The following is a 25,295-nucleotide window of genomic DNA, read 5'->3' on the forward strand; positions in this document are numbered from 1 at the left end:
ATAGAGAAGCCTCATGTACCAGTACCACAAGTGGTTGCGTTCCTTTCATGCCGTGGCCCGCACCGGCAGCTTCACCCAGGCGGCGGCGCTGCTGAACGTCGGCCAGCCGACCATCAGCGAGCAGGTCAGCGGCCTGGAGAAGCGTTTCTCGGTGGAGCTGTTCCACCGCCGCGGGCGCTTCATCGAGCTGAGCCCGGCCGGGCAGCAGCTCTACGCGATCACCCAGGGCCTGTTCGGCCAGGAGGACGAAGCCTTGCAACTGCTGCAGAGCTTCCAGCAGCGCAAGCAGGGCATGCTGCGCCTGGGCGCGGTGTCGCCGCCGATTGCCATGAGCCTGACCTACTCGCTGATGCAGCGTTACCCGCACATCGAGCTGGAGACTTCGTTCACCAGCGAGGCCGGTACCCTGGAGCGGCTGTACAACTTCGACATCGACGTGGCGATCCTCGCCCTCTCGGAGTTCGACCAGCGCCTGAGCACGCAGCTCTACCGCACCTGCCCGATCCTTGCGGTGGTACGCGACGACCACCCCTGGGCGCAGCAGGAATCGGTCAGCGTGCAGGAGATCGCCAGGGAGCGCGTGGTACTGCGCGAACCGGCCTCGCGCACCCGCCAGCTGGTGGAGGAAGGCTGCCGGCGGCACGGCGTGGAGCTGGACTGCGCGATGCAGCTGAACAGCCGCGAGGCCATCGTCCATGCGGTGGTGCACGGCATCGGCGTGGGCTTCGTCTCGGCGGTGGAATACGCCGACCGGCCGGGCACGCGCTCCATCGCCTTCGCCGAGGACCCGTTCCACATCAGCTACTACCTGTGCTGCCTGGGCATCCGCCGCAAGCGGCCGATCATCGCCGAGCTGTTCGACTCCACGGCCTGATTCTCACCCGAAACAACCCCTGAAACCGCGAGCCTGCCACGACGCCGGGCGGGCCGCGCTCACCTTCGATTTCACCAATAATCCCCTCACAGGAGCACCACCATGCATTACCAGCAACCCAAGCAACTGCAAGCCGCCATCCTCGACTGGGCTGGCACCGTCGTCGACTTCGGCTCCTTCGCGCCGACCCAGATCTTCGTCGAGGCCTTCGCCGAGTTCGGCGTCCAGGTCAGCCTGGAAGAAGCGCGCGGTCCGATGGGCATGGGCAAGTGGGACCACATCCGCACCCTGTGCGACATCCCCGCCATCGGCGAACGCTACCGCGCCGCCTTCGGCCACCTGCCCACCGACGACGACGTCACCGCCATCTACGAACGCTTCATGCCGCTGCAGATCGAGAAGATCGCCGAGCACTCGGCGCTGATCCCCGGTGCGCTGGACGCCATCGCCGCGCTGCGCCGGCAGGGGCTGAAGATCGGTTCCTGCTCAGGCTACCCGGCGGTGGTGATGGAAAAGGTCGTCGCCCTGGCGAAGACCAACGGCTACGTCGCCGACCATGTGGTGGCCACCGACGAAGTACCGAACGGCCGTCCGCATCCGGCCCAGGCGCTGGCCAACGTGATCGCCCTCGGCATCAGCGACGTGGCGGCCTGCGTGAAGGTCGACGACACCTGGCCGGGCATCCTCGAAGGCCGCAGCGCCGGCATGTGGACCGTGGCGCTGACCTGCTCGGGCAATGCCCTGGGCCTGACCTATGAGCAGTACAAGGCGCTGCCGGCGCACCAACTGGAACAGGAGCGCCAGCGCATCGGCCAGATGTTCGAGGGCTCACGCCCGCATTACCTGATCGACACCATCGCCGAACTGCCGGCGGTGATCGCCGACATCAACGCCCGCCTGGCGCGGGGCGAGATGCCGCAGGGCTGCTGATCCAGGGAGCGAAAAGGCCCGTCAGCGACGGGCCTGAATCTGACGGTGACGTTGAGCGATAGGCAGGCTTATGCAGGGACAGGAATGCATAGCGCAACGCTATCGCAGGCGCTCGCTATCGCTCAACCAGGCAACAATCGGCCAGAAGCAGACACCTAGAGTCAAGATGTCGAAGTCGAACTCATCGGGATAGTCCGCTCATCCGATGGCTAGGTGTTCCACCGACATGGACTCATATCGAATTACCGCTAGGGCCCATGGATCACCTTTTCTGGCCGCTTTTTGGATGGATGAGGGTGTAGTCACGAGCCACTTTCCAATTCTTGGCTTTGCCAGCGGTTTCGCCATTCGGGCATGGCATGCAGCAAGGAAGGGCTCCATCTTTTCAATGATATGCGGTGCCAGATGCGAGATATCCGACGATGGGTAGCGGTCAGCTGGGCTATAGATCAGCCCTTTAGGTAACGGATAGCTCGCATTCCAAAACACCGCAGGCACCTCGCAGGCCTGAAAGCTGGACTCGATTGGCAAGTAGTAGCTTCCTAGGTCAATGATGGTGCCATCTAGCTCGACCCAATAGTGGGAATGCTCGCCAGAGCCGGATGCGTACCCCTGGATAGAAGCCGTGCGTTGATCTCGCGATACAACAAAGGCCCCAAAATTACCCCCAACGACTACAGGGCTATAACCCAAGGCCTGCAGCAACCTGTGCACACCGAACGACGCGTACATACAGCGTTTGTAATAGTCGTCAGGAAACTGGCTTCTCAGGCATCTATCCACTACGCAGAGAACGCGCTCAACAATCGCAGCCTCAACCAAAACAAGCTCCTCCTTGGAACATGGCGACTCATGTATAAGCTCCAGTTGTAAGACACGTCGGCTCTTTGTGCCAGTACCCCACGACTATAGAGGTAGTGGTCGGACTGGTTGACCTTGCCGATGGGGGTAAGGCCATTCGCATCGGTCTTATCTGCTCCTAGCTCTCTCCGCGAGGAAGAATCTCTTGTAGCCTTCGAAGTCCATCGAGAGAACCTCGCCGACTGTCTCTATCAAGTGCTCTTCTTCAATCGGTTTAGCCAGCTCACTGCCTAGGATGCGCAGGTGGAGACGCAATCTGCCAGGAGCTTGCGGGAGAATCGCAAGCAACTCCGATCTGCCCTGCTCTCCTGGTAAGAGAGACCCAAGGCGAATGTGGCATACCGGGATTGGGCCGCTTTCATCTACCTTAAGGCTCATATCGTTTTTGGCCAATACCTCCTGCACGGATACGAGATTGGATATGTTCCACGTAGGCTTCGGCTCTTCGGGTAAATCGCATCCAGCGATCATGTGAACCGCTTGGGAGCCAAGAGCTTCGACGGTTACCTCAAGCTTGGTGTTGGAGAGCTGTACGCCGGATCGATTGGTCAGCACGAAACGCATTGCAATGCGCGCTTCCTTCACGCGTGTGTACTCGGCGTGCTCCCGCCAGAAATCATTGTTGTCTCTATCGAGACCTACAAACTCGGGCGGATCAAACGGGCCACGGGGCTTGCGTGGTCTCTCGAAGTCCGGAAACTTCTCGGTGAACTGCAAGTAGGTATGAGCAAAGCTATTGGGGAGTTCTTCATTCCCAGGAGTCAGTAGGGATAGCTCGACTCTCAAATCGCCACGACCGCTGTCCTCATTCGCCATCGCGATGGCCTCGACCGGCTCTGCTTCGTCAGTGCTGCTACCTCGACGGACGTACACCACATTACTCTTGAGCTTGCCGTAAGGGCTTGAGAGGTAAAATGGACGTTTCTGCTTTGGGATGATGATGACGCCGATGGTTTTCTCCTCGTACAGGTGCTCCTCATAGCGGAACGTCAGCTTCGGCTTCACCTTGCTGTTCACAAACTGCTGTATCCGAGAGTCGTCGATACTGTCTTGGATACCGACGACTTCCGCAGGGTGGGGGCGCTGATCTTTGAACCCCAAAAGGATGTAGCCAGTGCCATCGCGCCAGGAATTGGCAATTGCAAGAATGTCCTTGAGCAGCTCTGATTTATCGGCATCAGTGCCGCTATTGAAGCGATACTGGGCAGATTTGAAGTCAATATCAGTGCTCTCGCTCTTGTAGCGCAGCATGTTAAGGAGATCGATCATCTACGCCCTCACTCCTTGATTTGGTGTGAGCCCGATTTGAGCATGATGTCACTTAAGCGGTAGGTGGAATAAATAGAGCCATGAAGGAGAGCTTAGTCTTCGGTTAAGGGCGATCTGTGAACAGCAGCTACCGGCTATTCGCAGATCACTACGATCTACTGAAGTCACTCAACAGAAATCAACTGTGTCAGATCCGTCGTCAAATAGGGGAATCAAGGCGCTTTAGGCGCCGCGATTAGTTGACGCTTTTGTGCAGAGATTGCTGGTCAGCAAGCCTCTGCCACGTAGATTCATGGCAGGCAGCATTTCTTGTACTTTTTCCCGCTACCGCATTGGCACGAATCGTTGCGCCCCGGCTTTTTGACTCGCAACCCCCTCTCTAGCGTTTTCATCACTACTCCCACGCGCAGGGGATTTTTCATACCCTTGGTCAGCTCATCCATCGCGTCGGATTGAGTCCACGGTTTGTCGTATGTCATGCCGAACTGGATATCACCCTCCGGGCTTAGGGACACTCCAAACCACATGCTCGCCCGCTGGGCATACTTACGTTTTTCACAGTGCAGCTGAAGGTCATTGATCGCCGACGAGTCGGGATTCGGATTGCAATGGAAAGTAATGCCGGTCTTTCCATCGCCAATGACAAACGTGAAGTCGTGACGCTTGCCATCCTTTACTGCCAGAGCCGCGATGCCGGCGAGGCCATTATGTATGTTCCGGCACGACTGACCATCCATGGACAACAGTCCAAAGCCAAGCTCTAGAATGCCGGCCTCAGCGCGGCGCTCAATCTGCATAATCAGCCGCTCGTATAGCGTTCCTTGCATATGCGTTAGGATTCCTGGCGGCGTTCGCTTGCCTGGGAATGCTTCTCGCCTCACCGTCATGGCAACATCCAGGTCACCCGCGATGGAGTCATCTAGCGAGATCATACTGAGCTCTGGCTCTAGCCACAGATTTTGATGCAGATGGTAAGCGAGCGCTGTCAATTCGTGACTTAGCATCAGCTTCTTGGCCGCCTTGCTCCGAAGGCGCACATAGCTGAGCAGGTGCAGGGGTGTATCAAGCATCTCGGTCAGGACGTCCAGCAGGAAGACATCCATGACCAAGGGGGGCTGAACGACATCGGTTGTTTGGTATTCAAGGTACTGACTAGCTTGAAACGCTAGTGCGGGGTAGTGATCAGAGACGACACAGAATGGGTAGATCTCCTTGATTGCCTGAGGAGGGGTAATCTCCATCCCCTTGTCATCGACCATACGGCACTTGCCGGAAAGAATAGCGTTCGCGCATTCCCAGGCCTGATCAGACGCTTTTTGGATTGCTGCTGCGAAATCCTTCTTGAGCTGGCCGTCGTTCCCTTTGCGTGCGGCCAAGGTGAGCTTTTTTGCCTTGGCCTGAACAATGATCATTCGATCGCCGAAGATCACCAGAACGTCGGCCTCCCCAACGATATTTTTCTCAATGAGATTGACGTTGGTGAAGACGTTGCCGGCGCCGAATACCGCAGCCAACCGTTTGTGAGCGAACTGTTCGACGAACGCGCCACGGTTGTCGGACGCCTGTTGCCGATAAAGGGGGTCAACGTTCATCCAGAAAAACGGAGACTCGTAGAGCGCTTCGTAGATTGCATAATGCATGAAGAGCAGCACTGACCCGCGACCGGTAGGCAGCAGCGGCGTGGCGGCCACGCTGTTGTAGTCACCAAGCTCATGGAACTCAGCGTTGCAACCCGTGAATGTCAGGGCATCAAACACAGCCTGAACGATGTCTATGTCCAACCCGGTCTTCTGACTGACTTCCTCTGCCGTGAATTCGAAGTGAGCCAGCAGTGCATCGGCTGCAACTTTGGTGCCCTTACCAGCCTGGTACAGTTTGGAAGCACGCGAGTCCATGCTCGAACACATTGCCCGGGCAACCTGCTGTGCCTGCCGGCTCGTGAAGCCTTTGTTCTGTCGTAGCCAGTCATCATCGCAGCTGTGCTTGTCTACGAAGAAATCGCGGTACTGGAAACTGTACGCGGACTCAGAGCCGTAAAAAATGGGCTCCCGCATCATTACGCCGTCCCAGGCTTGATGATTCGCCATGTCTGTTGCGTTGCCTATTAAGGAAGCGAAGATTGAGCCACTCATGGCATCGTGCAATTCGGCCATCAGCTCATCGCTGCGCGCGACAAAGGTTTGAATTTGATTGGGCTCAGGCAGGGAGAGGTCAAGTGGATGACGCATCATCAGCCCCAGTAGGGTGTTGATTTCCGTCCGGATAAGCCGCTTGGGATCGTAGAGATCGCTCAGGTCGTCGGTGGTGTATTCCTCCCGGTAAGCAACTAGGTTATCGCGATGACAGATGAGTGCGATGGCATAGGCGTATCCCGGCTGCGCCGTGAGTGCGACAAGATCGGCGAAAACCTCAGACTCACTGCGGCCGGTAAAACCCATTCTGACAACTCCTTCAGTGGCAGACCGAGACATTCGGGTACGAGCGCCTCGGGTCGAGATCGGAACATCTAATCGGTCCGGCAACTGGATGCCGCTCAACGGGCGACACCAGCAGCTCAAATGCATCCATAGCGCCACCTAATGTATCAGCAGGCTCCCCAGCCACCAGTAAAGCCTCATAGCTGAGTAGGCATGTGAAAAAAACCGACCATGATCGCTGGTAATCATTTGCAGACCAACAACTACGCTCAAGCCCACTGACACAATAAGCCTGACCGGAATCATTGACTCAGAAACGGGACAGACCGATATGCCTGCACCTGGCCGCAATTTGCCCTCTGCAAAGGGCAGCTATGGGTCGGTAGCAGCCCCTGTGCAAAGCGCCCTTTCCGTGCAGCCGATTGCCCAGAGTGCCGCAGCAACAGTCCTCTCGAGGAGCTCCGGCAGATTGGCATGATCGGAATTAGACTTGGCGTGATGCGTCAGTGCCTCCTTGCCAAGCGACCCTTAGCATCTCCCTACCCATTGGTTTGATCGTAAAACAGGAGATGTCATGGAATCCCGGACTGCATTGATTACCGGAGCCTCGAGCGGTATCGGACTGGAACTGGCGCGCATCCATGCAAGCAAGGGTGGCGATGTTGTGCTGGTGGCGCGTTCGCGCGACAAGCTGGAGGCCATAAAGCGGGAACTCCAGGCGCAGCACGGCGTGAAGACTTACGTCATCGCGGAAGATCTGGCCGATCCGGGCGCAGCGGATCGCATCTTCAGAGCCACTGAGTCCCTGGGATTGGCCATCGATGTCCTGATCAACAACGCAGGCTTCGGCGGGCACGGAAAGTTCGTCGAACGCGATCTCGGCGCTGACCAGGCCATGATGCAGGTGAACATGGCGGCCCTTACCTCGCTGACCCACCATTACCTGAAAGGCATGGTTGGCCGGAGGCGCGGGCGCATCCTGAATGTCTCGTCGACCGCTTCGTTCATGCCTGGCCCGCTGCAGGCGGTGTATTACGCAACCAAGGCCTACGTCACCTCTTTCACCCAGGCCATTGCCGAGGAGGTAAGGGAGTACGGCGTGACGGCCACGGTGTTGTGTCCGGGTGCGGTAGCGACTGGGTTCGTCGCGGCGGGCGACCTGCAGGGCGTCGATGTCTGGAAGAATGCCAGGACGGCAGAGTCCGTGGCGCAGTGCGGATACCAGGCGATGGAACGAGGTGAGCTGGTAGCCTTCAACGAATGCAAGTTGCGGGTCATGCTCGACTGGATCGTTCCTCTGTTGCCTCGCAGAACGGTGCTCAAGGTGTCGCGCCAGGCGATGGAGAAGACATCCTGAGCCAGGCTCGGGTGCCGGACGCCCAGCCGGCCCGCTGAGCTGCCGCCGTGGCCTCCCAGTGCCCGCCAGCAACCCGACTCCGAGGGAACCTCTCGACCATGAAGCAAGCCAGGTATTTTGCCGTGCATCCCGGATGGAAGCTGATCATCGCCGATCTGGGAATAGCCGCCGGAGATCTGCTGACCCTGGCCGAGCTACCAGCCGACCTGTTCAGCCGCAAGGACGCGACGTTATCCCCGCCCGAATATTTCCGGCTTTTTATTGGCCTCGAACAGTTGGTCGGCGAATCGCAGCTGCCTCTGCGTCTTGGCGGCGCCATTTCGGTCGAGGCCTTCGATCCGTCTCTTTTCGCCTGCCTGTGCAGCCCGAACCTCAATGTCGCCCTCACTCGCCTTGCCGAGTACAAGCGACTTTGCGGCCCCCTGGCACTGGAGGTCTTCGTCCTCGACACGCATACGGAGGTCTTCATCGAATGCTACGGTTACGACCGCCCGTTGCCGCGCAGCCTCTGCGCCATGGAGCTGGTATTCCTCACTCACCTGGCACGTCTCGCCACGCGGCGGGACATCGTTCCAACAGAGGCGGAGCTGGTGGCGCTACCGGATCAGGCTCAGCCTTGCGAAGAGTTCCTCGGGTGCCGTCTGCAGCGAGGCGCTCGCAACCGGATTCGCTTCTCGGCAGAAGATGCCGCCCTCCCGTTCCTCACCGAGAACGTCTCCATGTGGCAGTTCTTCGAGCCGGAACTGCAGACGAGGCTTTCGATGCTGGAGACCGGAGCCAGCACTCGCGAGCGGGTGCGCAGTGCGCTGCTGGACATGTTGCCCAGCGGCCGGAGCAGCATCCAGGACGTGTCCGACCGTCTGGCGATGAGCAAGCGCTCACTGCAACGCCACCTGGCAGACGAGGCCCTGAGCTATCAGGAGGTGCTTGACGACACGCGAGCGAACCTGGCCCGACACTACCTCTCCCGCTCGACCATTTCTCCAGGAGAAATCTCCTTCCTGATTGGCTTTCAGGATGCCAATTCATTCCTGCGCGCGTTCAAGGCCTGGACGGGCATGACCCCCGGGGAATACCGGAACCAGAACTGCCATTGAAAGCAACAGCGCTGGCTTTCTGTTTCGGCTCGATTGGGGACGGCTGGTTCAAGAGGCAACTAACGGCCAGGAGCGGACCTTCGCTACCTGACGATACCCCAGCAGCAGAGGGGCGCATTGAGTGCATCCAGCGGGCCGAACTGGCCCCAACGTCCCGCCGCCGGCTCTGCTTGCCGGTGGCGGGACAGCGCCGTTTGCTCTACTGCGCGCGGCAATGCGCGACGACTTCGTCGACCGCGCGCTGCACGTCGCCGCGCCGGTAGCCCAGCAGCGCAAGTTCCGAGGCATTGGGCTCGTAGGACACGACGTTGCCGCGCCCCGTGTAGATCGCCATGTCTGGCAACAGCGGATGTTCCTGGTCCAACGACGGCACATCCTGCGGATGGCCGGCCGCGCGGAAGAACGCGGCGAAGTAATCGGCGAAGCTGAGGTTCTCGTCGCCGACGAGATACGCCTTGCCGGACTCACCGCGAAGCAGCGCACCCCCAATCGCTTCCGACAGCGATTGCGTCGAGATGAAGTTGCTGCCGCCGGCGGGCCCGAACACGGGCAGCCCCACAAGCTTGCCTTCTGCATAGCCGGTGTACGCGGCGAACATCTCGCTGCGCAGCCCCGGCACCGACCCGACCACGAACGGTGCATTGACGCTGCACACCGCGAACGACGGCGTCGCCAGCGCACGCACGCGTTCGTCGGCCAGGTGGCGCGAGCGCACGTACGGCACCGACTCGATCAGCTCCGGTGCGACCTGCGGATAGAAGCTGCCGACCAGTACGGCGCGCTTCACGCCCGCTTCCCGCGCCAGCGCGAAGAAGCGCGGCACCGCGTCGACGTTCGCCCGCTCCCAGTGGGCGGCCTCGTCGGTGCCAGGCGGCAAGTGGCGGATGTCGTTGCCGGCCGCGAACACGACCGCGTCGAACGGCGCGAGGTCATCACGGGTGAAGTTGCCGGCCACGTAGTCGCGCAGCAGCACGTCGAACTGCGCGAGCGCACTGTCGGCCGCGGGCAGCTTGCGCGCGGCGAGCGTAATCTGGTTGCCCTGTGCTTGCAGGTGCAGCGCGGCATGGCCGCCAATGAGACCGGTACCGCCGACGATCAGGATCTTCATGGTATCTCCGGTAGCGGCGCAGGCACGCCGCGAGAAATGGACGGATGAAGCCGCAGCGACGTGCGGCTGGCGCTCAGAAGTTGAAGCCGTTGCCCGTGACGACGGGGATGTTGGTCCAGAAGCCCTTCGGGTCGCGGTACCAGCCGGCCGCCGCTAGCGCGCCGCCATCGACGTGCAGCGTGGTGCCGGTGACCCACGCGGCGAGCGGGCTCGCGAGGTACAGCGCGGCGCCCGCGATGTCGCCGGCGTCGCCGAAACGTCCGAGGGGAATCCAACGCGGGATGTGATCCTGGTGCTCCGCCGCGACCATCAGGCTGACAGGTACCTGCGGCGTCTCGGTGGTTTCGGGGGCTATCTGGTTCACGCGGATGCCGACCGGCCCGAGTTCGAGCGCGAGGCTTTTGGTGAAACCGGTCAGCGCAGCCTTGAACGACGCATACACGGCGCAGTTCGGAATCGCGCGGAAACCTTCGATCGACGATACGCCGACGATGCTGCTGCCCGCGCCGCGCTTGCGCAGCAGCGGCAGCATCGCCTGCGTGACGATGAACACCTGGCGCAGGTTCACGTCGAACAGCCGCGCGATGTCGTCGTCGGTGTAATCGTCGAACGGCTTCGCGATCTGTAGGAAATCACCAACGTTGTTGACGAGCACGTCGAGCTCCCCGAAACGCGCGTCGACCGTCCGCGCGAACGCGTCGACCTCGTCGCGGCGCGTGACGTCCACGATGTCGACGAGCGCGTCGACCCCCGCCGCCTCGAGCGCGTGCCGCACGTCCTGCGCGCGGGCCGCATCGATCTCGGCCACGGCGACGCGCGCGCCCGCCGCACCGAAGGCTTCGGCGCACGCCCGGCCGATACCCGCGCCGCCGCCAGTGACCAGTACTGCCTTACCGGTAAATGAAATCATCGAGGCACTCCATCGAATGGAAAAGCATTGCGCCGCATCACAGCGACGACACCAGTTGCGCGTTGTCGATCCGCAGTTCCGCGCCGTTCACGAAGCGCGATTCGTCGGACGCGAGGAACAGCACGAGATTCGCGACATCCTGTGGGTCGCACATGCGCGCCATCGGATCGCTGCCAATGCCCAGTGCGGCCGGGTCGAGACCGGGCATCAGCGCCTGCGTCATCGGCGTCCAGATCCCGTCCGGGTGGATCGAGTTGCAGCGGATCCGATAGCCGCTGCGCTTGCAGTGCACGGCGACGCTTCGGGTGAGCGCCGTTACCGCGCCCTTCGAGCCGGCATACGCGCACATCATCGGCAGCCCGCCGAGCGCGGCGACCGACGACATCATCACGATCGAGCCCGGCGTGTCGTTGCCTTTCATCGCGCCGATCGCGTATTTGCAGCCGAGGAAATAGCCGTCCGCGTTGGTGCGCATCACCCGCTGCCAGGTCCCGAGGTCTGTCTCCTCGATCGAGCCGACCGGGCAGATCGCCGCGTTGTTGACCAGCACGTCGAGGCGGCCGAAGCGCTCGAGCGTCGCGGCGATCGCTTGCCGCCAGCCGTCTTCTTCGGCGATGTCGTGACGCACGAACATTGCGGCGTCGCCGATCTCACGTGCGAGCGCCTGCCCCGCCGCTTCGTTGATATCGGACAGCACGACGCGGGCACCTTCGGCGGCAAGCAGCAGCGCATCCGCGCGGCCGACGCCGCTCGCTGCGCCGGTGACCAGCGCGACCTTGTTTGCGACTCGTTTCATGGATGATCGATTTCCCGTGGTATGGAGAGAAGGCATGCGCTCATGCAGCGCCAGGCACGCGGCCGGCCTTTACCGCGTCGTGGCGGCGGCCCATCAGCACGACGGCCGCACCGTCCGCGAGCAGCGCCTGCGCACAGGCCGCGCCAATACCGCCGACACCGCCGGTAACCAGCGCGACCTGGCCGTCAAGGGGACGAGACGTTGGCATCGTTCAGCCCTCCAGCGGCAGGTCCTGGGTCCAGTCGACGTGCAGCGTGCGCGCCGCGAAGCGCCACGTGTCGCCGTCGAACAGGCAGCGGTCGTGATAGCGCAGCCCCCAGTCGAGCTTGCGCTTCACGCCATCGCGCACATAGACGTGGCACGCAACGCCGTAGGTCTCGACGTCGGCCACACGGCCGTCGAGCGTGACGAGTTGGTTGTGCACGTGATGCTGCGTCGTTTCGTAGCGCTCGATCGCGCCCATGCCGGCGACGATCGCGTTGCGGTCGTCGAAGCGGAAACCGGGGCCGGCAAGGGATGCGTCGGCGGTGAAGAGAGTGCTGAGCCGAGCCCAGTCGCGTCGGTCGACAGCTTGTGCATAGCGGCACGCGAGTTCGTACAACGCGTGGTGGGGATTCAAATCGGTCATGCCGTACTCCAGGGCGGGAAAGGACGGCCGCGCCGAGAATGCAGACGCGGAGGTATCGGTGAACAGCGACTCTCGATTGGGGCCAGAAGAGGCCCTAGATGCCGTACCCGCCGGACACGTTCAGCTGTTGCCCGGTGATATAGGCGGCGTTGTCCGAGGCCAGGAACACGGCGGCACGACCGACTTCCTCGGGCTTGCCCCAGCGCTTGAGCGCCAGCATGTGCAGCGTTTCGTCGATCCACCGCTGGTCGAACTGGCCCTGTTCCAGGAGCTGCGGGAACATGCCCGCCTCAATGACGCCGACCAGGACGGAGTTCGCACGGATGTTGTAGCGGCCTTCCTCGCGGGCGAGGCCCTTTATCAGCGACTCATTGGCAGCCTTCGGCGCGACCGACAGGCCATCACGATCCGGCCAGCGCAGGTGGCCGGCGGAGCCCAGCGTGACGAACGAACCGCCCCCCGCGGCGCGCAGGTGCGGCAGCGCGGCCTTGGCGGCATTGAAGAAGCCCATGACCTCGACATCGATGGCGCGCTTCCAGTCATCGGGGCCCATTTCGCTGATATGGAGCTGGTTCACGAAAGGCCCGGCCGCCCAGACGATGGTGTGCACGCGACCGTGGATTTCGATGGCCGCGTCCAGCGTCGCCTGGATCTGGGCGACATCGGTGACGTCGACCTGGTGGATGCTCGCATCGACGCCCTCTTCCCGGATCTGGCCGGCGACGCGTTGCGCTACCTCGGCCTTGCTCCGGTAGGCGACTGCGACCGGCACGCCAGCACGTGCGAACTCGAGGGCAACGCATTGTCCGATGCCACCGCTGCCGCCAAAGACCAAAGTGGCGCCCTGCGGGAATCCGCTCTTTCTCATCATTGCCTCTCCTTTCCTCGGTAGATCGACAGGGTGTCGTTGAGGAAAAGTATCAGCAGGCGAACCCACATGGATTACCCAATGCGGGACTATTAAGAAAGCATCACCGGGTGATACTTAATAGTGTCGCATTGCGGTACGCGCGCCCATGGCGGCACGCCAGCCAGCGTCACTCGGTCCAGAAGATTCGCGGATCGGTGAGGCGAGCCATGCATAACATGCTGTACCACTCCGTCTGCCCGTCAGGCAGGGAACGATCGTCGGTGGCGAGCTCGCGCATACGCTGCGAAAGCGAGGCCATCATCTGACGCAACTGGTCTATCGAGCCGCGCGACAACTTGACGGTTTCGAGCTGCCAGACCGACTGCGGGTCGTGGAAGTCCATCGCCTCGAAATGCCGGCGCATCGTGTCGTCCACGGCCCGCCGCAGCGGGCCGCCTGGTATCCACTCCGGGTGCCGCACGGTCAGCAGTCGTACACGGTTGCCGGGAAACAGGTCGAGCAACCGGAGCTTTTCCAGACGCCTGAGGTGAAGGAAGATGTCCGCGTCGTTCAGCTCGAACTCCTGCTGTATCTGCAGGGGCGTCCAGTCATAGCGCAACAGCAGGAAGATGAACGCCGTGAATGGCGCATCGGCCAGCCCCTGCTCCTGCGCGATGCTCAGCGAGTGAATCTTGCTGTCGCTTCGCCGCGCCGCCAGTTCGGCAAGATCGGTCAGGCGCACGCCCGCCATGGAACAGACCGACTCGAGCATCGATACGCTCAGACCATGCCCGGTCAACTTGCGCTTGATGGTTGTCTCGCTCAGGTTCAACTGCTCGGCGATATCGCAATAGCGGATATTGCGATCCTTCAACAGACGCTTCAGCTCCACGAGCAGCAGCGATTCATCGGTGGCGCCATCGAGGTTCTTCGGATGCATGGTCGGGCGTGTTCCAGTCGCACATTCGGAGCGTTCGCAACGCCGTGCCGAGTCGCGCGGTTCGGTGGGCATGGAGGATGGGCAGGCACTATATCTTCCGCCAACGCGGCTGAGTAGGCGGTGCGTACCTGGCGCCCGCCCCGGGGCGAAGGCAGCTTTGGGTCGGTGATGGCTTGCCATCGGCCACGGGCGGCAGGACGGAACGATGAACGCACGGAAGTCGATGTACCTGGCCGTCGATGCGACTGGGCAGCACGAAATTGCCGCCGTCACGAACAATCCGGACGACGGCACGCTGCGAGAGCACCTGCTATTGCAGCGGGATATAGATATCCGTCTGCCACTCTTCCAGGGGCGTCTCCGGGAAGATGCTCAGGTAGTGGAAGAACAGCGGGTGGTCGCGGAGCTCTTCGTTGCTGCCAGGGAGCCAGTCGCGATAGATCGGATAGATGCTTTCGCCGATGTGATCAGGCGAACCGACGTGGCGAACGACCACACAGCGACCGCCGGGAATGACCCGCTCGCGGACGCCGTAATCGTTCGGCGCCACGGCTTCGCCAATCTCGCCACAGATATCGAAGCGAAATTCTTCCGCGGGTGTCGTGTCGGGGTTGCCGTAGGGAATGCCGAAGGTGCGGCTCACGCCTACCGGCGACTGCCCACTGCCCATGCGCCACTGGACGAACCGGCGCACGCTCGCGTCGAGCTGTGCGGGAGGGCCGCAGTGCTCGAGGGCGGCGACCCTGACTTCGGCGAAATCGACGATGCGTGCCTGCATGGTGATGCTCCTGGAAAAATGGGGAATGGCGAAAACCGCATGCCAGGTCTGCCAGTTCGGCTGTTGCCGGAATGCGCTGGGCGCCGTACCGAAGTCTCGTCGAAAGGCCCGGCTGAATGCCTCGGGGCTGTCGAAGCCGGCGTCGAGCGAGGCGTCCAGCACCGAGTATTCCGCGCCGGACGCCAGGCGATGCGCCGCCCGCCGCAGGCGCATCAGCTGCACATAACGCGCAACCGGCACGCCCACGTAGGCGGTGAATTGCCGATGGAAGTGAAACGCCGAGAAATGCGCCACCTCGCTCAAGGTCTTCACCGAAAGGTCACCCTCCAGGTGGCTATCGATGTAGGCAAGCACGGCGTCGAATCGTTTGGAATAGGCAGTCGGAATATCGGACACCGGGTGGAGGCTCCTGGTTATGCGGTCGACGACAGAATCACCCAATCCGCGGTGGGTGCACCTAGCCGGGCTTGCTCAGGTTACGCCCATGGCGGGCCTTCTCCCCTGCCGGTCGGCTACGACTGTCCGTCATCACGGCAACGGCAGCCATGGGGATGGCGAGCATATAGGCGAACAGTCCCGGTGACGCCCAGGATCATTTTTCCGTGCCGTCGTTGAGCGCCATCGAGCTGCCATGCGGCTACCGGGCCGAGTCGGAGATCTCCAGCACCGGCACGGCTACCGAGCTGAAGATGATTCCGAGAGTCACGGGCAGTTTCGGCAGCATGTCGGGGTTTGTTGTCGTTATCGAGGAGGATACCGACCCAAAGTAGGCTCCCGCCAGTGACGGCTAACGGTCAGGAGCGCATAGAATTTCCACGACACCCGAGGCGATTTATCCGGTTTCAGATGATCCCGAGGGCCGTATCGAATACCCTTGCGCCACGTACTCAACCTCGAAGCTGTGAATTGAACGATGGGTTTTGAACAACTAGCTGGACTACGTGACCGCCTGCGGGCTGAAAAAGAGCAGGCAAAGGCCGATAGCGCGAAACATCCCAAGCGGAAGTCATCGCCACAGGCGAAGCCTCGTGAGCAGGATCCGGCGGTGGAAGCGATCTGGCGATTGCAGAAGCACTTTCCATTGGCCTTCCCGGTCAATCCGGCCCCCAAGGTTCCGCTCAAGGAAGGCATTCTCAAGGATGCCGAGCAACACCTGGAGCTGCTCGGCATCACCAGCGAACAGCTGAAGCTGGGCATCTCTACCTGGTGCCGGGGAGCCCGCTACTGGGCAAGCATGGTGGAAAATGCGCCGCGCCTGGACCTGAACGGTCAGGCAGCGGGCATCGTAACGGCCTCCCAGGCGCTGCATGCGAAGCAGCAGGCTGCGCGGCAACGCAGCCAGGACCGACGAAATCGCGCGAAGTCAAAGACGCCCGTCCCGGCCCCCGCTGCTGCCGCCGATACTGCCGATACCGCAGTGGAACAGACCGCGGACTGAACTCGGTCGCGCCCTGCCGGGGGCTGTGCTGCGCCCCCTCGGCAGGTTGCCCGTGGATGACGAATGCCTCTCCGGGTGCGGGTTCTTGCTCGCACCTTGGGTGCCGCGTCCGTCTCCCGGGGAACGCGACGAAATGCCAACTGATCCGCCGCTGGCGCGCCGGGTATGATGGGGTTTCCGAACCTCAGCGAGCCCCGACCGTGAGCAGCACCCTCCCCTTCGGCACAGGCGATGCCTCCTACCAGGCCGCAGGCGGCATCGACGGCCTGCGCCGCCTGGTCGACGACTTCTACCGGCTGATGGACGAACTGCCGGAGGCGGCCGACCTGCGCCGCATGCACCCGGAAAGCCTGGAACAGTCTCGCGACAAACTGGCGTGCTTCCTCAGCGGCTGGCTGGGCGGCCCGCGGCTGTTCAGCGAAAAATACGGTTCCATCTCCATCCCGTCCTTCCATGCACAATGGCCGATCGACGAAGCCCGCAGCGCCGCCTGGCTGGGCTGCATGGAGCGCGCCATTGCCCTGCAGCCCTTCTCGCCGGAATTCGCCGAATACCTGCTGACGCAACTGCGCGTGCCGGCACACCGGGTGGTACAGGCGAGCCGGGCACGGCACGGCTGAGCGCGCTCCGCCGCCTGCCCGGCATTTGCCCGGGCGAGGCCCCTTCCGGCCGACCTCTACCCGTCTCGACCGGCAAAAACCGGCCGGAAACGGTCAGCGGCGACTGTTGCGCAGGACAGTTGTCGACGCGGAGCAAGGGTTGTTCTCAGGCGGAGACTGCCTGCGCGTTCTGAAAGATCTTGAAGAGCTCGGACTGCGACTTGACCTTGAGCTTGGCGTAGACATGCCGTCGATGCACCTTCACCGTCTCGGCGGAAATATCGAGCTTCGCGGCCACCTCCTTGTTGGAGCAGCCGCTGAGCACCAGGCGGATGACATCCAGCTCCCGGCCGGTCAGCGGTGTTCCCAGGCGCTCCATCATCTGCTCCAGGTTGCCCTGCCAACCCGCGCCGGGCCGGACCGCCGGCTCGCTGGTGCCACCCTCGAAGAACAGGCGCTGGCGCATCAGCGCGCAGACCCAGGGGCGGATCATCTCCAGCAGCGCAATCTGCTGCGGTTCGAAGCGCGAACGGCTGCCGAGCGAAAGACACAGGCTGCGCCCGCCATCGAGGCAGACGTTGTACTGCACTTCGTCCTCCACCACGTTGTGGGTGAAGTACAGCCGGTAGTACTCGGTTTCGCGGAAGCACTCCGGGGCCACCTCGCCCAGGCGAAACAGGCCGCTCGCCGGGCGTTCGCGGTTGGCGAGGTAGAAGGGATCGAGCAGGTACAGGCCCTGCACGTAATCGTTGAACAGCGGATCAGGCCCGCCGCCCTCGTAGCGGCTCTCGGCGAAGATACGCGGACGCTCGTCGCTGAACATCAGGGCCACCCAGCTGCCCAGCGCCAGATGGTCGCCCAGCACCTCGGCCAGCGCGCGCCAGAAATCGGGCTGGTCGAGGCGCTCGGCCAGTTGCCCGAAGGCGCGGTGCCAGGCCAGGTCCAGGAGGGTCAGAGTCATGCGGATACCCCAGGGGTTAACCAAACGGCGGAATAGGAAATTCGGTCAGGGTTCGCATACTTGCATCAGCCCCGGCGAAAAGTCACCCGGCTTTCCGAATACGTCTCCGGTTCATCGACAAGGTCCCGACAATGAAGCTTGAACTCGTGCAACAGGCCGCCCGCGACGGCGACACGCCCTACAACCTGCATCGCATCCTGCAAGCCATCGCCGGCTGCTCGCCGGACACCGATATCGTCGTATTCCCCGAGGCGCAGATCACCGGGTTTCTCAACGCGCAGAACATCGCCGCCAACGCCGAGCCGCTGGATGGTCCGAGCGTCCAGGCCGTGCAGCGTGCAGCGCGCGAGCGTGGCGTGGCGGTGGTCGTCGGGTTGATCGAGAACGACGGCGGCCGCTTCTACAACACCACCGTATTCGTCGCCCCCGAAGGGCTGCTGCTGAGTTACCGCAAGACCCACCTGTGGGTCTCCGAGCCGGGCCTGGTGCTGCCCGGCGACCGCTACGCCACCCTCGAATGGCGCGGCGTGCGCATCGGCCTGCTGATCTGCTACGACAGCGAGTTCCCCGAGAGCGCCCGCGCCCTGGCGGAACTGGGTGCCGAACTGATCCTGGTCACCGACGGCAACATGGAGCCCTTCGGCCACGTTCACCGCACCTCGATCACCGCTCGCGCCCTGGAGAACCAGGTATTCGCCGTCGTGGTGAACCGCGTGGGCGAAGGCGATGACGACATCACCTTCGCCGGTTGCAGTGCGGTGGTCGACCCCTTCGGCCATATCCAGTTCGAGGCCGGCAACCGCGAATGCCGGCACTTCGTCGAACTGGATTTCGAGCAGATTCCGGCCGCCCGCGAGCTCTATGACTACCAGGCGGAAAAGCGCTTCCGCCTGCCCGGACAACGCACCGAGCACGCCGACGGGCGCCGCGAGTTGCTGATCCCCTGATCACTGCACATTCATATCCGCTTTCGCTGCCTGCCAATAACAACAGACCGCTGGCCGTCCCCAGGGAACAGGCCAGCCAGGAGCCACACAGATGAAATTCCCGCGTCTTTTCTCGCTTGGCCTGACATCCCTGCTCGCGTTGGGCACCGCCCATGCCGAGCAGCCGACCGTGCACCTGTACAACTGGTCTGACTTCCTCGCGCCGGAGACGGCCAAGGAGTTCAAGGCCGCCACCGGGACCACGCTGGTCCAGGACGTCTTCGACGATGCCGAAGTCATGGAAAGCAAGCTGATGGCGGGGCATAGCGGCTATGACGTGGTCATCATCCCGGACGACCTGATCCCCAACTTCGTCAAGGCCGGCGTGCTGCAGGAGCTGGACCGCTCGCAGCTGAGCAACTGGCCGCGCCTGGCCCCCGACGTACTCAGGAAACTCCAGGTGAACGACCCGGACAATCGCTATGCGGTCCCCTACATGTGGGGCACCACCGGCATCGGCTACAACGTGGAAAAGGTTACCCAGTTGCTGGGGCCGGACGCGCCGGTGAACTCCTGGGACCTGATCTTCAAGCCGGAAAACATCAGCAAGCTCAGCCAGTGCGGCGTCGCCATGCTCGACGCGCCGGTGGAGATCATCCCGATCGCCCTGCATTACCTGGGCCTGCCGCCGAACAGCAAGAACCCCGCCGACTACGAGAAGGCCGAAGCCCTGCTGCGCAGCATCCGCCCCTACATCCGCTACTTCGACTCCTCGAAGTTCACCGCCGACCTGGCCAACGGAGACATCTGCGCCGTCGTCGGCTGGGGCGGCTCGGTCTACAGCGCCCAGCAGACCGCCGAGCGGGCCCACAACGGCGTCAGGATCAACTACAACATTCCCCGCGAAGGCGCGCCGGTCTGGATGGAAAACATGGTGCTGCTCAAGGACGCGCCGCATCCGCAGCAGGGCTATGCCTTCATCGACTACATCCTGCGTCCGGAGATCACCGCCAGGAACTCCAACCATGTGGGCTATCCCAACGGCAACAAGGACGCCACCGCGCTGATCGATGCCCAACTGCGCGAGAACCCGGCGCTTTATCCATCCCAGGAAGTCATGGGCACGCTGTACCCGCTGGAAACCCTGCCCCTGCGGCTCGAGCGAGTGCGTACCCGCGTCTGGACCAAGGTCACGACCGGCACCTGATCAGGCCTGGCAGAAAATCAACCGGCCGCTTCCTGCCTGCCGCAGGCGGAAAGTGGCCGGAAGCGGCCCTGAAGCCGCGAGCGATGCGCCTTGGTCCGTCACTCATGTGGAGTGACGAATCATGACCTCAGCCACAACGAAAGCCCGAGAACCGGCCTGCCTCGGAACGGGTAGCAGGTCGGTGAGCAGCGCCCTTCGGGCGGCTCATGAATCCCGCCAGCAGGTCTACGGACTCCGCCCCCTCAACCCTCGTAACGAACGGCGCAGCTCAGGAGCCGCCAGCCATGCCTCGGAGGATCAGCGCCGTGGATCGCCGCACCTCGGCACGGTGGGCTTCCAGGTCAAGCTGATCGTCGCTGCACAGGCGCAACAGCTGCAGATGGCCGTAGTCGTTGAGCAGGAACGCGGCGTACTCCACTTCCAGATCGGCGCGCAGCTTGCCGGCGTCGCGCAGGTCGCCCAATAGCAAGGCCATCTCGCTGACCAGGGCGTCGTTGTTGCGCTTGTACGCCTCCGGCAACTTGCGTTGATCCCCGCCCAGCAAGGGCAGCAGCGGCGGCAGGATCTCCCGCCACAGCGCAGGCGGAAGCACCTCGAAAGCGTACTCGGTCAGGCGTCGCTCGAAATAGCAGATGGTGTCCAGCGGATCGGCGAACTCCGGCGCACGCTGGCGTGCCTCGGCGATGGCGCGGTGATCGGCCTCGCGCAGCTTTTCCAGAAGAATTTCCTGCTTGCTGCCGAAGTAAGCGAACACCGTGGGCACCGAAACCGCCGCCTGTCGGGCGATCTGTTCCATGGTGGTGGCCTGGTAGCCCTGGCTCTCGAACAACCCGAGGGCTGTGCGGCTGATGGTCTCGCGGCGCCGGGCCTTCTGCTGCTCACGCAATCCGCTCACGGACGCTCCTCGTACGGATACTGGTTGATGAGCCGGCAGCATAGCCGAACTTGCATCGGATAAAAATCTTATTGACTAAAGTTTTTTACCGATTAAAAAATACACCGCCACGTCCTCTCCGCCATCCGGATCGGGTACGTGCCCCATACCTCCAGAAAACAAGCCTTCGAAGACCCCAGGCGCTCGGGTCAGGGCCTCGTCTTGCCCGTCGCCAGGTACCACCGCACTGCCCACAAACAAGTACAACGACAACGGAGCAGCAGAATGACCAGATCCAGGCACACCTGGACGCTATTGGCGCTCGGCGCCATGGCCAGCACGCCCACCTGGGCCGGCTACGCTTTCGACGCCGGCGACCTCAGCGGGGAATTCACCCTCGGCGCCGGCGCCGCCAACATCGCCGCCCGCAACGTCAACTTCGGTCTCGGCCGCATCGACCTGCGCGACGGTCGTAATACCGGGGAGAAGGCCGACTGGCAGGAGGCCTACGTCAAGCCCGGGTTGACCCTGGGCTACGCGCTGGATCCGGACACCCGCCTGCTGGCCGGCGGCTCGGTGCTGGCCCCCGGCACCTGGGGCGACGGCGACGCCGGCGGCTACACCCGTGGCAACGACGGGCGGACCGGCGTGGAAGAGGCCTGGGCCGGTGTGCAGCACGGCGAATGGAAGCTCAGCGGCGGACGGCAGAACTTCATGGTCGGCACCGGATTCATTGTCATGGACGGCGATCTCGACATGCACGACGACGGCGCCTACTGGCTGGGCCCACGTACGGCGTTCCGCGACTCGGCGATCCTCGCCTTCGGCCATGACGAAGTCAGCGCCCAGGCTTTCAGCCTGCGCACCGACGACCACCTGGGCGACTTCCGCATGGACGGGGTGAACCTCGACTACGCAGCCGGCGGCGCGGTGTCCCTGGGTGCCATGGCCATGCGGGTGAACTCGCTGGATCGGCAAGCCAACCAGCTCCAGCCGCGCGACGGCATGCAGGTCTACAACCTGCGCGCGCTGCAGGGCAAGGTGCCCGGGATCGACGACCTGACCCTGCATGGCGAATACGCCATCGAACGCGGCAACGGTTCGGGCATCGACTACGACGCCAGCGCCTGGTACGCCCAGGCCGACTACGCCCTCCCCGCCCTGCCCCTGCAGCCACTGCTGAGCTACCGGCACGCACGCTTCTCCGGCGACGACGACCCCAGCGACAACACCCAGAAGAACTGGGACCCGCTGAGCAAGGGCTTCATCGACTGGAGCACCTGGCTGCTGGGCGACATCGTCGGCAACTACATGCTCTACAACAGCAACGAGCGCGTCGACCAGTGGACACTGCGCACCCACGTCGCGCCGACCCTCAGCCTGGGTGGTATCCACTACCGCTTCAGCCTCGACGAGAAGGTCTTCAACGGCATCCCGGTCAGCGACCGGCGCTTTGCCAACGAGAACGTGGTGTTCCTCGACTGGACACCGACGCCGGCCATCTATACCTCGCTCTCCTGCAACTGGGCCCAGCCCCTGGGCGCAGCGCGCGAGCTGTTCGGCAACGATGATTTCCGCACCCTCGAGATGTACGTCACCTACCGCTACTGAGCCCTCCTACGGAGAAGCCCCATGAAAGCCCTGCTCGCTACCCTGTTGTCGCTGTGCTGCTGTCTGGTCCAGGCCGAGGAGCGCACCGTGCGCATCTACAACTGGATCGAATACCTGCCGCCGGAAGTGCTGCAGCAGTTCCAGAAGGAAACCGGCATCCGCCCCATCTACGACACCTTCGATTCCATCGACATGCTGCAGACCAAGTTGCTCACCGGGAACTCCGGCTACGACGTGGTCTTCCCCAGCACCTCCAACCTGCACAAGCTGATCGAGGCCGGCGCCATCCAGCCGCTGGACAAGGCACGGTTGCCCAACCTGAGCCACCTGGACAGCGACTTCATGGGCAAGATCGCCACCGCCGGCGATCCGGGCAACCAGTACGCGGTGCCCTACATGTGGGGCACCACGCTGATCGGCTACAACGTCGACAAGGTGCGCCAGGTGCTCGGCGCCGACGCCCGCCTGGACAGCTGGGACCTGATCTTCGACGAGCACAACATCAGCCGCCTGGCCGCCTGCGGCGTGGGCTTCATCGATGCCCCGGACGAGATCCTGCCGATCGCCATGCGCTACCTGGGCCTGGACCCGAACTCCAGCAACCCGGACGACTACAAGAAAGCCCAGGCGCTGATGCTCAAGGTTCGCCCGCACATCGCCTACTTCAACTCCTCGCGCTTCTCGATGGACCTGGCCAACGGCGATACCTGCGTGTCGGTGGGCTGGTCCGGCGGCTTCGCCCTGGCCGAGAAACTGGCAGCCCAGGCCGGCAAGGGCGTGCACCTGAACATGATGATCCCCCGCGAGGGCGTGCCGATGTGGTCGGACGTGATGGTCATCCCCCGGGGCGCGCACACCGAGGAGGCCCACGCCTTCATCGACTTCATCCTGCGCCCGGACGTGATCGCCAAGGCCAGCAACGCCGTGGGCTATCCCAATCCCAACAAGGACGCCACGCCCCTGGTCGACGCGCCTATCCGCGAGAACCCGAACATGTACGTGCCGGTCGAGCGCCAGCCGCTGCTCTACCCGATCAAGCCCCTGCCGATGCGCACCGAGCGCGTCCGCACGCGCACCTGGAACGCCATCCGCACCGGCGTATGACGCCGCCGCATCCCTTTCGATCCACCCTGCAAGCGAGAACGCCATGACCGCCGAAGCCACTTATGCCGACCTGATCATCCACAACGCCCGCATCTACACCGTCGACCCGCACCTGCCCTGGGCCAGCACGGTGGCCGTGCGCGGCGAGCGCATCCTCGACGTCGGTGACGAACTGAGCGTCATGGCCCACCGCGGGCCGGCCACCCGCCTGATCGACGCCGGTGGCAAACTGGTGCTGCCGGGCTTCGTCGAGTCCCACTGGCATTTCTGCACCACCGCCTTCGCCCACCAGGCCTTCGTCAACCACGAAGACCCGAACGAAGTCTTGGCGATGCTCAAGCGCTACGTCGACACCCACCCCGAGGAAAAGGCCATCACCGGCATGGGCTGGATCCAGGCCCTGATGCCCGTCGAACTGCTGCGTCGCGAGACCCTCGACGCGATCTGCGCCGACAAGCCGGTGTGCCTGCTCTCCACCGACTACCACACCATGTGGGTCAACAGCTGTGCCCTGGAAATTGCCGGCATCGACCGCGACACCCCGCCGGTGGAAGAAGGCGCCAGCTGGTTCGAGAAGGACGCCGTCACCGGTGAACCCACCGGGGTGATCGTCGACGGCGCCGCCTACTCGCTGTTGATGCAGCGTCTGAGCGACGCCGGTTACCTGCCCGTGGGCATCGACCTGTACCTGCGCTCCATCGCCCTGTGGCAGGAGAAGCTGGTCGCCGCCGGCATCACCACCGTATTCGACGCCGGCTTCCTCGACCCGAGCGGCGACCAGACCCTGCTCTACGAAACGCTGCAGCAACTGGAGCGCGAGGAGCGCCTGAAGCTGCGCGTGGTCGGCAGCTTCATCGACATGGGCACCGAGAGCGATCCCGTGGCAACCCTGCAGGACCTGCGCGCCCGATATGACTCGCCGCTGGTCAAGGCACAGGCGCTGAAGCTGATGCTCGACGGCACCGAGATGAACCACACCGCCTTCCTGCTGGAGCCCTATTGCGACAAGCCGCACAGCTGCGGCTCGACCGTGATGCCCGAGGAAGTGTTCGAACGCCACGTGCGCAAGGCGGACGCCAATGGCATCGACGTGATGGTCCACGCCGTGGGCGACGGCGCGGTGCGCATGGCCCTGGACGTATTCGAGCGCACCTACGCCGCCAACCCGCCGCGCGACCGCCGCCACGTCATCACCCACGCCTTCCTCACCCACCCGGACGACATCCCGCGCTTCCGTCGCATCGGCGTCATGGCCAACACCCAGCTGCAATGGGGTGTCGTCGACGCCTACGCCGAAGCCATCCAGAAGTCCTACGGCTACGAGCGCTGGGCCTCGATGTACAAGTTCCGGACCTTCATCGACCAGGGCGTGACCGTCTCCATCGGCATGGACGGCCTGGCCTGCCAGTGCCGCTGCCAGCACCGCCCGGTGGAACACATCGAGTCGGGCCACACCCGCCAGTTGGCCGGCGAACCGAACGCACCGGTGATGCCCGACGGCAACGAGCGCCTGAGCATCCCCCAACTGATCGCCGCCTATACCCTCAACGGCGCCTACCAGCTGGGCCTGGAGAAGGAACTCGGCTCCATCAGCGTCGGCAAACGCGCCGACATCATCGTCATGGAACAGGACCTGTTCGAGCTGGAGCGCTACCAGATCGGCAAGACCGAGGTGGCCCTGACCCTGATGAACGGCCGGATCACCCACGACGCCGGCACCACTGGCAAAGCCTGACCCCGCACGGGCGCGGCGAGAGACA

23 protein-coding genes are annotated in these 25,295 nt (G+C 63.1%); 11 read left to right on the forward strand and 12 right to left on the reverse strand.

Going from position 1 to position 25,295, the window contains the following annotated elements:
- The first annotated feature begins 13 nt into the window (after positions 1 to 13).
- Positions 14 to 874: a LysR substrate-binding domain-containing protein gene (locus ACQ5BL_RS26365; protein ID WP_243807610.1), complete on the forward strand. Its 861-nt coding sequence runs from the start codon at positions 14 to 16 to the stop codon at positions 872 to 874.
- 102 nt (positions 875 to 976) lie between these two features.
- The gene (gene phnX, locus ACQ5BL_RS26370) at positions 977 to 1,804 is read left to right on the forward strand and encodes a phosphonoacetaldehyde hydrolase (protein WP_207886155.1); all 828 of its coding nucleotides are present in this window, start codon (positions 977 to 979) and stop codon (positions 1,802 to 1,804) included.
- Between the two features lie 969 nt (positions 1,805 to 2,773).
- Here the strand turns inward: phnX and ACQ5BL_RS26375 are convergent.
- Positions 2,774 to 3,934 (reverse strand): AlbA family DNA-binding domain-containing protein, encoded by a 1,161-nt coding sequence (locus tag ACQ5BL_RS26375; protein ID WP_243807612.1) that lies wholly within the window; start codon positions 3,932 to 3,934, stop codon positions 2,774 to 2,776.
- 290 nt (positions 3,935 to 4,224) lie between these two features.
- Positions 4,225 to 6,372, reverse strand: coding sequence for a nuclease-related domain-containing protein (locus ACQ5BL_RS26380; protein WP_243807614.1), 2,148 nt, complete (start codon positions 6,370 to 6,372; stop codon positions 4,225 to 4,227).
- Between the two features lie 553 nt (positions 6,373 to 6,925).
- Here ACQ5BL_RS26380 and ACQ5BL_RS26385 point away from each other — a divergent pair.
- Both ACQ5BL_RS26385 and ACQ5BL_RS26390 read left to right on the forward strand, forming a co-directional pair.
- The gene (locus ACQ5BL_RS26385; RefSeq protein ID WP_243807616.1) at positions 6,926 to 7,708 is read left to right on the forward strand and encodes an SDR family NAD(P)-dependent oxidoreductase; all 783 of its coding nucleotides are present in this window, start codon (positions 6,926 to 6,928) and stop codon (positions 7,706 to 7,708) included.
- 98 nt (positions 7,709 to 7,806) lie between these two features.
- The gene (locus ACQ5BL_RS26390; RefSeq protein ID WP_243807618.1) at positions 7,807 to 8,805 is read left to right on the forward strand and encodes an AraC family transcriptional regulator; all 999 of its coding nucleotides are present in this window, start codon (positions 7,807 to 7,809) and stop codon (positions 8,803 to 8,805) included.
- 199 nt (positions 8,806 to 9,004) lie between these two features.
- On the opposite strand, the gene ACQ5BL_RS26395 is transcribed toward ACQ5BL_RS26390, so the two are convergent.
- From ACQ5BL_RS26395 to ACQ5BL_RS26430, 8 genes are all read right to left on the reverse strand, one after another.
- Positions 9,005 to 9,913, reverse strand: coding sequence for an NAD-dependent epimerase/dehydratase family protein (locus ACQ5BL_RS26395; RefSeq protein ID WP_243807620.1), 909 nt, complete (start codon positions 9,911 to 9,913; stop codon positions 9,005 to 9,007).
- 73 nt (positions 9,914 to 9,986) lie between these two features.
- Positions 9,987 to 10,823, reverse strand: a complete 837-nt coding sequence (locus tag ACQ5BL_RS26400) for an SDR family NAD(P)-dependent oxidoreductase (RefSeq protein ID WP_243807622.1) — start codon at positions 10,821 to 10,823, stop codon at positions 9,987 to 9,989.
- 37 nt (positions 10,824 to 10,860) lie between these two features.
- The gene (locus ACQ5BL_RS26405) at positions 10,861 to 11,619 is read right to left on the reverse strand and encodes an SDR family oxidoreductase (protein WP_243807624.1); all 759 of its coding nucleotides are present in this window, start codon (positions 11,617 to 11,619) and stop codon (positions 10,861 to 10,863) included.
- A 40-nt stretch (positions 11,620 to 11,659) separates the two neighbouring features.
- Positions 11,660 to 11,827, reverse strand: coding sequence for an SDR family NAD(P)-dependent oxidoreductase (locus tag ACQ5BL_RS26410; RefSeq protein WP_279577317.1), 168 nt, complete (start codon positions 11,825 to 11,827; stop codon positions 11,660 to 11,662).
- Between the two features lie 3 nt (positions 11,828 to 11,830).
- Positions 11,831 to 12,247, reverse strand: a complete 417-nt coding sequence (locus ACQ5BL_RS26415) for a nuclear transport factor 2 family protein (RefSeq protein WP_243807626.1) — start codon at positions 12,245 to 12,247, stop codon at positions 11,831 to 11,833.
- Positions 12,248 to 12,341: 94 nt separating this feature from the next.
- On the reverse strand, positions 12,342 to 13,115 hold the full coding sequence (locus ACQ5BL_RS26420; RefSeq protein WP_243807628.1) for an SDR family NAD(P)-dependent oxidoreductase: 774 nt from the start codon (positions 13,113 to 13,115) through the stop codon (positions 12,342 to 12,344).
- A gap of 169 nt (positions 13,116 to 13,284) precedes the next feature.
- The gene (locus tag ACQ5BL_RS26425; protein ID WP_243807630.1) at positions 13,285 to 14,037 is read right to left on the reverse strand and encodes a helix-turn-helix domain-containing protein; all 753 of its coding nucleotides are present in this window, start codon (positions 14,035 to 14,037) and stop codon (positions 13,285 to 13,287) included.
- 310 nt (positions 14,038 to 14,347) lie between these two features.
- Positions 14,348 to 15,211 (reverse strand): AraC family transcriptional regulator, encoded by an 864-nt coding sequence (locus ACQ5BL_RS26430; RefSeq protein WP_243807632.1) that lies wholly within the window; start codon positions 15,209 to 15,211, stop codon positions 14,348 to 14,350.
- 517 nt (positions 15,212 to 15,728) lie between these two features.
- On the opposite strand from ACQ5BL_RS26430, the gene ACQ5BL_RS26435 reads away from it, so the two are divergent.
- Both ACQ5BL_RS26435 and ACQ5BL_RS26440 read left to right on the forward strand, forming a co-directional pair.
- Entirely contained in the window at positions 15,729 to 16,253 is a 525-nt protein-coding gene (locus ACQ5BL_RS26435) for a ProQ/FinO family protein (protein WP_207886139.1), read from the forward strand.
- A gap of 200 nt (positions 16,254 to 16,453) precedes the next feature.
- Positions 16,454 to 16,873: a group II truncated hemoglobin gene (locus tag ACQ5BL_RS26440; protein ID WP_430293342.1), complete on the forward strand. Its 420-nt coding sequence runs from the start codon at positions 16,454 to 16,456 to the stop codon at positions 16,871 to 16,873.
- Between the two features lie 145 nt (positions 16,874 to 17,018).
- Here ACQ5BL_RS26440 and ACQ5BL_RS26445 read toward each other — a convergent pair whose 3' ends face one another.
- Positions 17,019 to 17,813 carry a helix-turn-helix domain-containing protein gene (locus ACQ5BL_RS26445; protein WP_243807636.1) on the reverse strand — a complete coding sequence of 265 codons (795 nt, stop codon included), beginning with the start codon at positions 17,811 to 17,813 and terminating at the stop codon, positions 17,019 to 17,021.
- Between the two features lie 131 nt (positions 17,814 to 17,944).
- Between ACQ5BL_RS26445 and ACQ5BL_RS26450 the strand changes: the two genes are divergently transcribed.
- Both ACQ5BL_RS26450 and ACQ5BL_RS26455 read left to right on the forward strand, forming a co-directional pair.
- A complete protein-coding gene (locus tag ACQ5BL_RS26450) occupies positions 17,945 to 18,760 on the forward strand; it encodes a carbon-nitrogen hydrolase family protein (RefSeq protein ID WP_243807637.1) in 816 nt (271 codons plus the stop codon).
- A gap of 91 nt (positions 18,761 to 18,851) precedes the next feature.
- Positions 18,852 to 19,946, forward strand: coding sequence for a polyamine ABC transporter substrate-binding protein (locus ACQ5BL_RS26455; RefSeq protein ID WP_243807638.1), 1,095 nt, complete (start codon positions 18,852 to 18,854; stop codon positions 19,944 to 19,946).
- A gap of 268 nt (positions 19,947 to 20,214) precedes the next feature.
- On the opposite strand, the gene ACQ5BL_RS26460 is transcribed toward ACQ5BL_RS26455, so the two are convergent.
- Positions 20,215 to 20,841 carry a TetR/AcrR family transcriptional regulator gene (locus tag ACQ5BL_RS26460; protein WP_243807639.1) on the reverse strand — a complete coding sequence of 209 codons (627 nt, stop codon included), beginning with the start codon at positions 20,839 to 20,841 and terminating at the stop codon, positions 20,215 to 20,217.
- Positions 20,842 to 21,105: 264 nt separating this feature from the next.
- Here ACQ5BL_RS26460 and ACQ5BL_RS26465 point away from each other — a divergent pair, with 264 nt between their 5' ends.
- Genes ACQ5BL_RS26465 through ACQ5BL_RS26475 form a run of 3 tightly spaced genes read left to right on the forward strand, consistent with a single transcriptional unit; the run spans position 21,106 to position 25,270 of the window.
- Complete coding sequence (locus ACQ5BL_RS26465; protein ID WP_243807640.1) at positions 21,106 to 22,431, forward strand: hypothetical protein; 1,326 nt, start codon at positions 21,106 to 21,108, stop codon at positions 22,429 to 22,431.
- A gap of 21 nt (positions 22,432 to 22,452) precedes the next feature.
- Positions 22,453 to 23,535, forward strand: coding sequence for a polyamine ABC transporter substrate-binding protein (locus tag ACQ5BL_RS26470; protein ID WP_207886132.1), 1,083 nt, complete (start codon positions 22,453 to 22,455; stop codon positions 23,533 to 23,535).
- Between the two features lie 43 nt (positions 23,536 to 23,578).
- A complete protein-coding gene (locus ACQ5BL_RS26475; protein ID WP_243807641.1) occupies positions 23,579 to 25,270 on the forward strand; it encodes an amidohydrolase in 1,692 nt (563 codons plus the stop codon).
- Positions 25,271 to 25,295 lie beyond the last annotated feature (25 nt).

Origin of the sequence: Pseudomonas sp. B1-22, assembly GCF_050474425.1 — a bacterium.
Lineage (GTDB): Bacteria > Pseudomonadota > Gammaproteobacteria > Pseudomonadales > Pseudomonadaceae > Pseudomonas.

Excerpts from the sequence above, each read along its gene's own strand:
- ACQ5BL_RS26365 (WP_243807610.1), top strand. The coding sequence starts at position 14 with ATGTACCAGTACCACAAGTGGTTGCGTTCCTTTCATGCCGTGGCCCGC.
- phnX (WP_207886155.1), top strand. The coding sequence starts at position 977 with ATGCATTACCAGCAACCCAAGCAACTGCAAGCCGCCATCCTCGACTGG.
- ACQ5BL_RS26375 (WP_243807612.1), bottom strand. The coding sequence starts at position 3,934 with ATGATCGATCTCCTTAACATGCTGCGCTACAAGAGCGAGAGCACTGAT.
- ACQ5BL_RS26380 (WP_243807614.1), bottom strand. The coding sequence starts at position 6,372 with ATGGGTTTTACCGGCCGCAGTGAGTCTGAGGTTTTCGCCGATCTTGTC.
- ACQ5BL_RS26385 (WP_243807616.1), top strand. The coding sequence starts at position 6,926 with ATGGAATCCCGGACTGCATTGATTACCGGAGCCTCGAGCGGTATCGGA.
- ACQ5BL_RS26390 (WP_243807618.1), top strand. The coding sequence starts at position 7,807 with ATGAAGCAAGCCAGGTATTTTGCCGTGCATCCCGGATGGAAGCTGATC.
- ACQ5BL_RS26395 (WP_243807620.1), bottom strand. The coding sequence starts at position 9,913 with ATGAAGATCCTGATCGTCGGCGGTACCGGTCTCATTGGCGGCCATGCC.
- ACQ5BL_RS26400 (WP_243807622.1), bottom strand. The coding sequence starts at position 10,823 with ATGATTTCATTTACCGGTAAGGCAGTACTGGTCACTGGCGGCGGCGCG.
- ACQ5BL_RS26405 (WP_243807624.1), bottom strand. The coding sequence starts at position 11,619 with ATGAAACGAGTCGCAAACAAGGTCGCGCTGGTCACCGGCGCAGCGAGC.
- ACQ5BL_RS26410 (WP_279577317.1), bottom strand. The coding sequence starts at position 11,827 with ATGCCAACGTCTCGTCCCCTTGACGGCCAGGTCGCGCTGGTTACCGGC.
- ACQ5BL_RS26415 (WP_243807626.1), bottom strand. The coding sequence starts at position 12,247 with ATGACCGATTTGAATCCCCACCACGCGTTGTACGAACTCGCGTGCCGC.
- ACQ5BL_RS26420 (WP_243807628.1), bottom strand. The coding sequence starts at position 13,115 with ATGAGAAAGAGCGGATTCCCGCAGGGCGCCACTTTGGTCTTTGGCGGC.
- ACQ5BL_RS26425 (WP_243807630.1), bottom strand. The coding sequence starts at position 14,037 with ATGCATCCGAAGAACCTCGATGGCGCCACCGATGAATCGCTGCTGCTC.
- ACQ5BL_RS26435 (WP_207886139.1), top strand. The coding sequence starts at position 15,729 with ATGGGTTTTGAACAACTAGCTGGACTACGTGACCGCCTGCGGGCTGAA.
- ACQ5BL_RS26445 (WP_243807636.1), bottom strand. The coding sequence starts at position 17,813 with ATGACTCTGACCCTCCTGGACCTGGCCTGGCACCGCGCCTTCGGGCAA.
- ACQ5BL_RS26450 (WP_243807637.1), top strand. The coding sequence starts at position 17,945 with ATGAAGCTTGAACTCGTGCAACAGGCCGCCCGCGACGGCGACACGCCC.
- ACQ5BL_RS26455 (WP_243807638.1), top strand. The coding sequence starts at position 18,852 with ATGAAATTCCCGCGTCTTTTCTCGCTTGGCCTGACATCCCTGCTCGCG.
- ACQ5BL_RS26465 (WP_243807640.1), top strand. The coding sequence starts at position 21,106 with ATGACCAGATCCAGGCACACCTGGACGCTATTGGCGCTCGGCGCCATG.
- ACQ5BL_RS26470 (WP_207886132.1), top strand. The coding sequence starts at position 22,453 with ATGAAAGCCCTGCTCGCTACCCTGTTGTCGCTGTGCTGCTGTCTGGTC.
- ACQ5BL_RS26475 (WP_243807641.1), top strand. The coding sequence starts at position 23,579 with ATGACCGCCGAAGCCACTTATGCCGACCTGATCATCCACAACGCCCGC.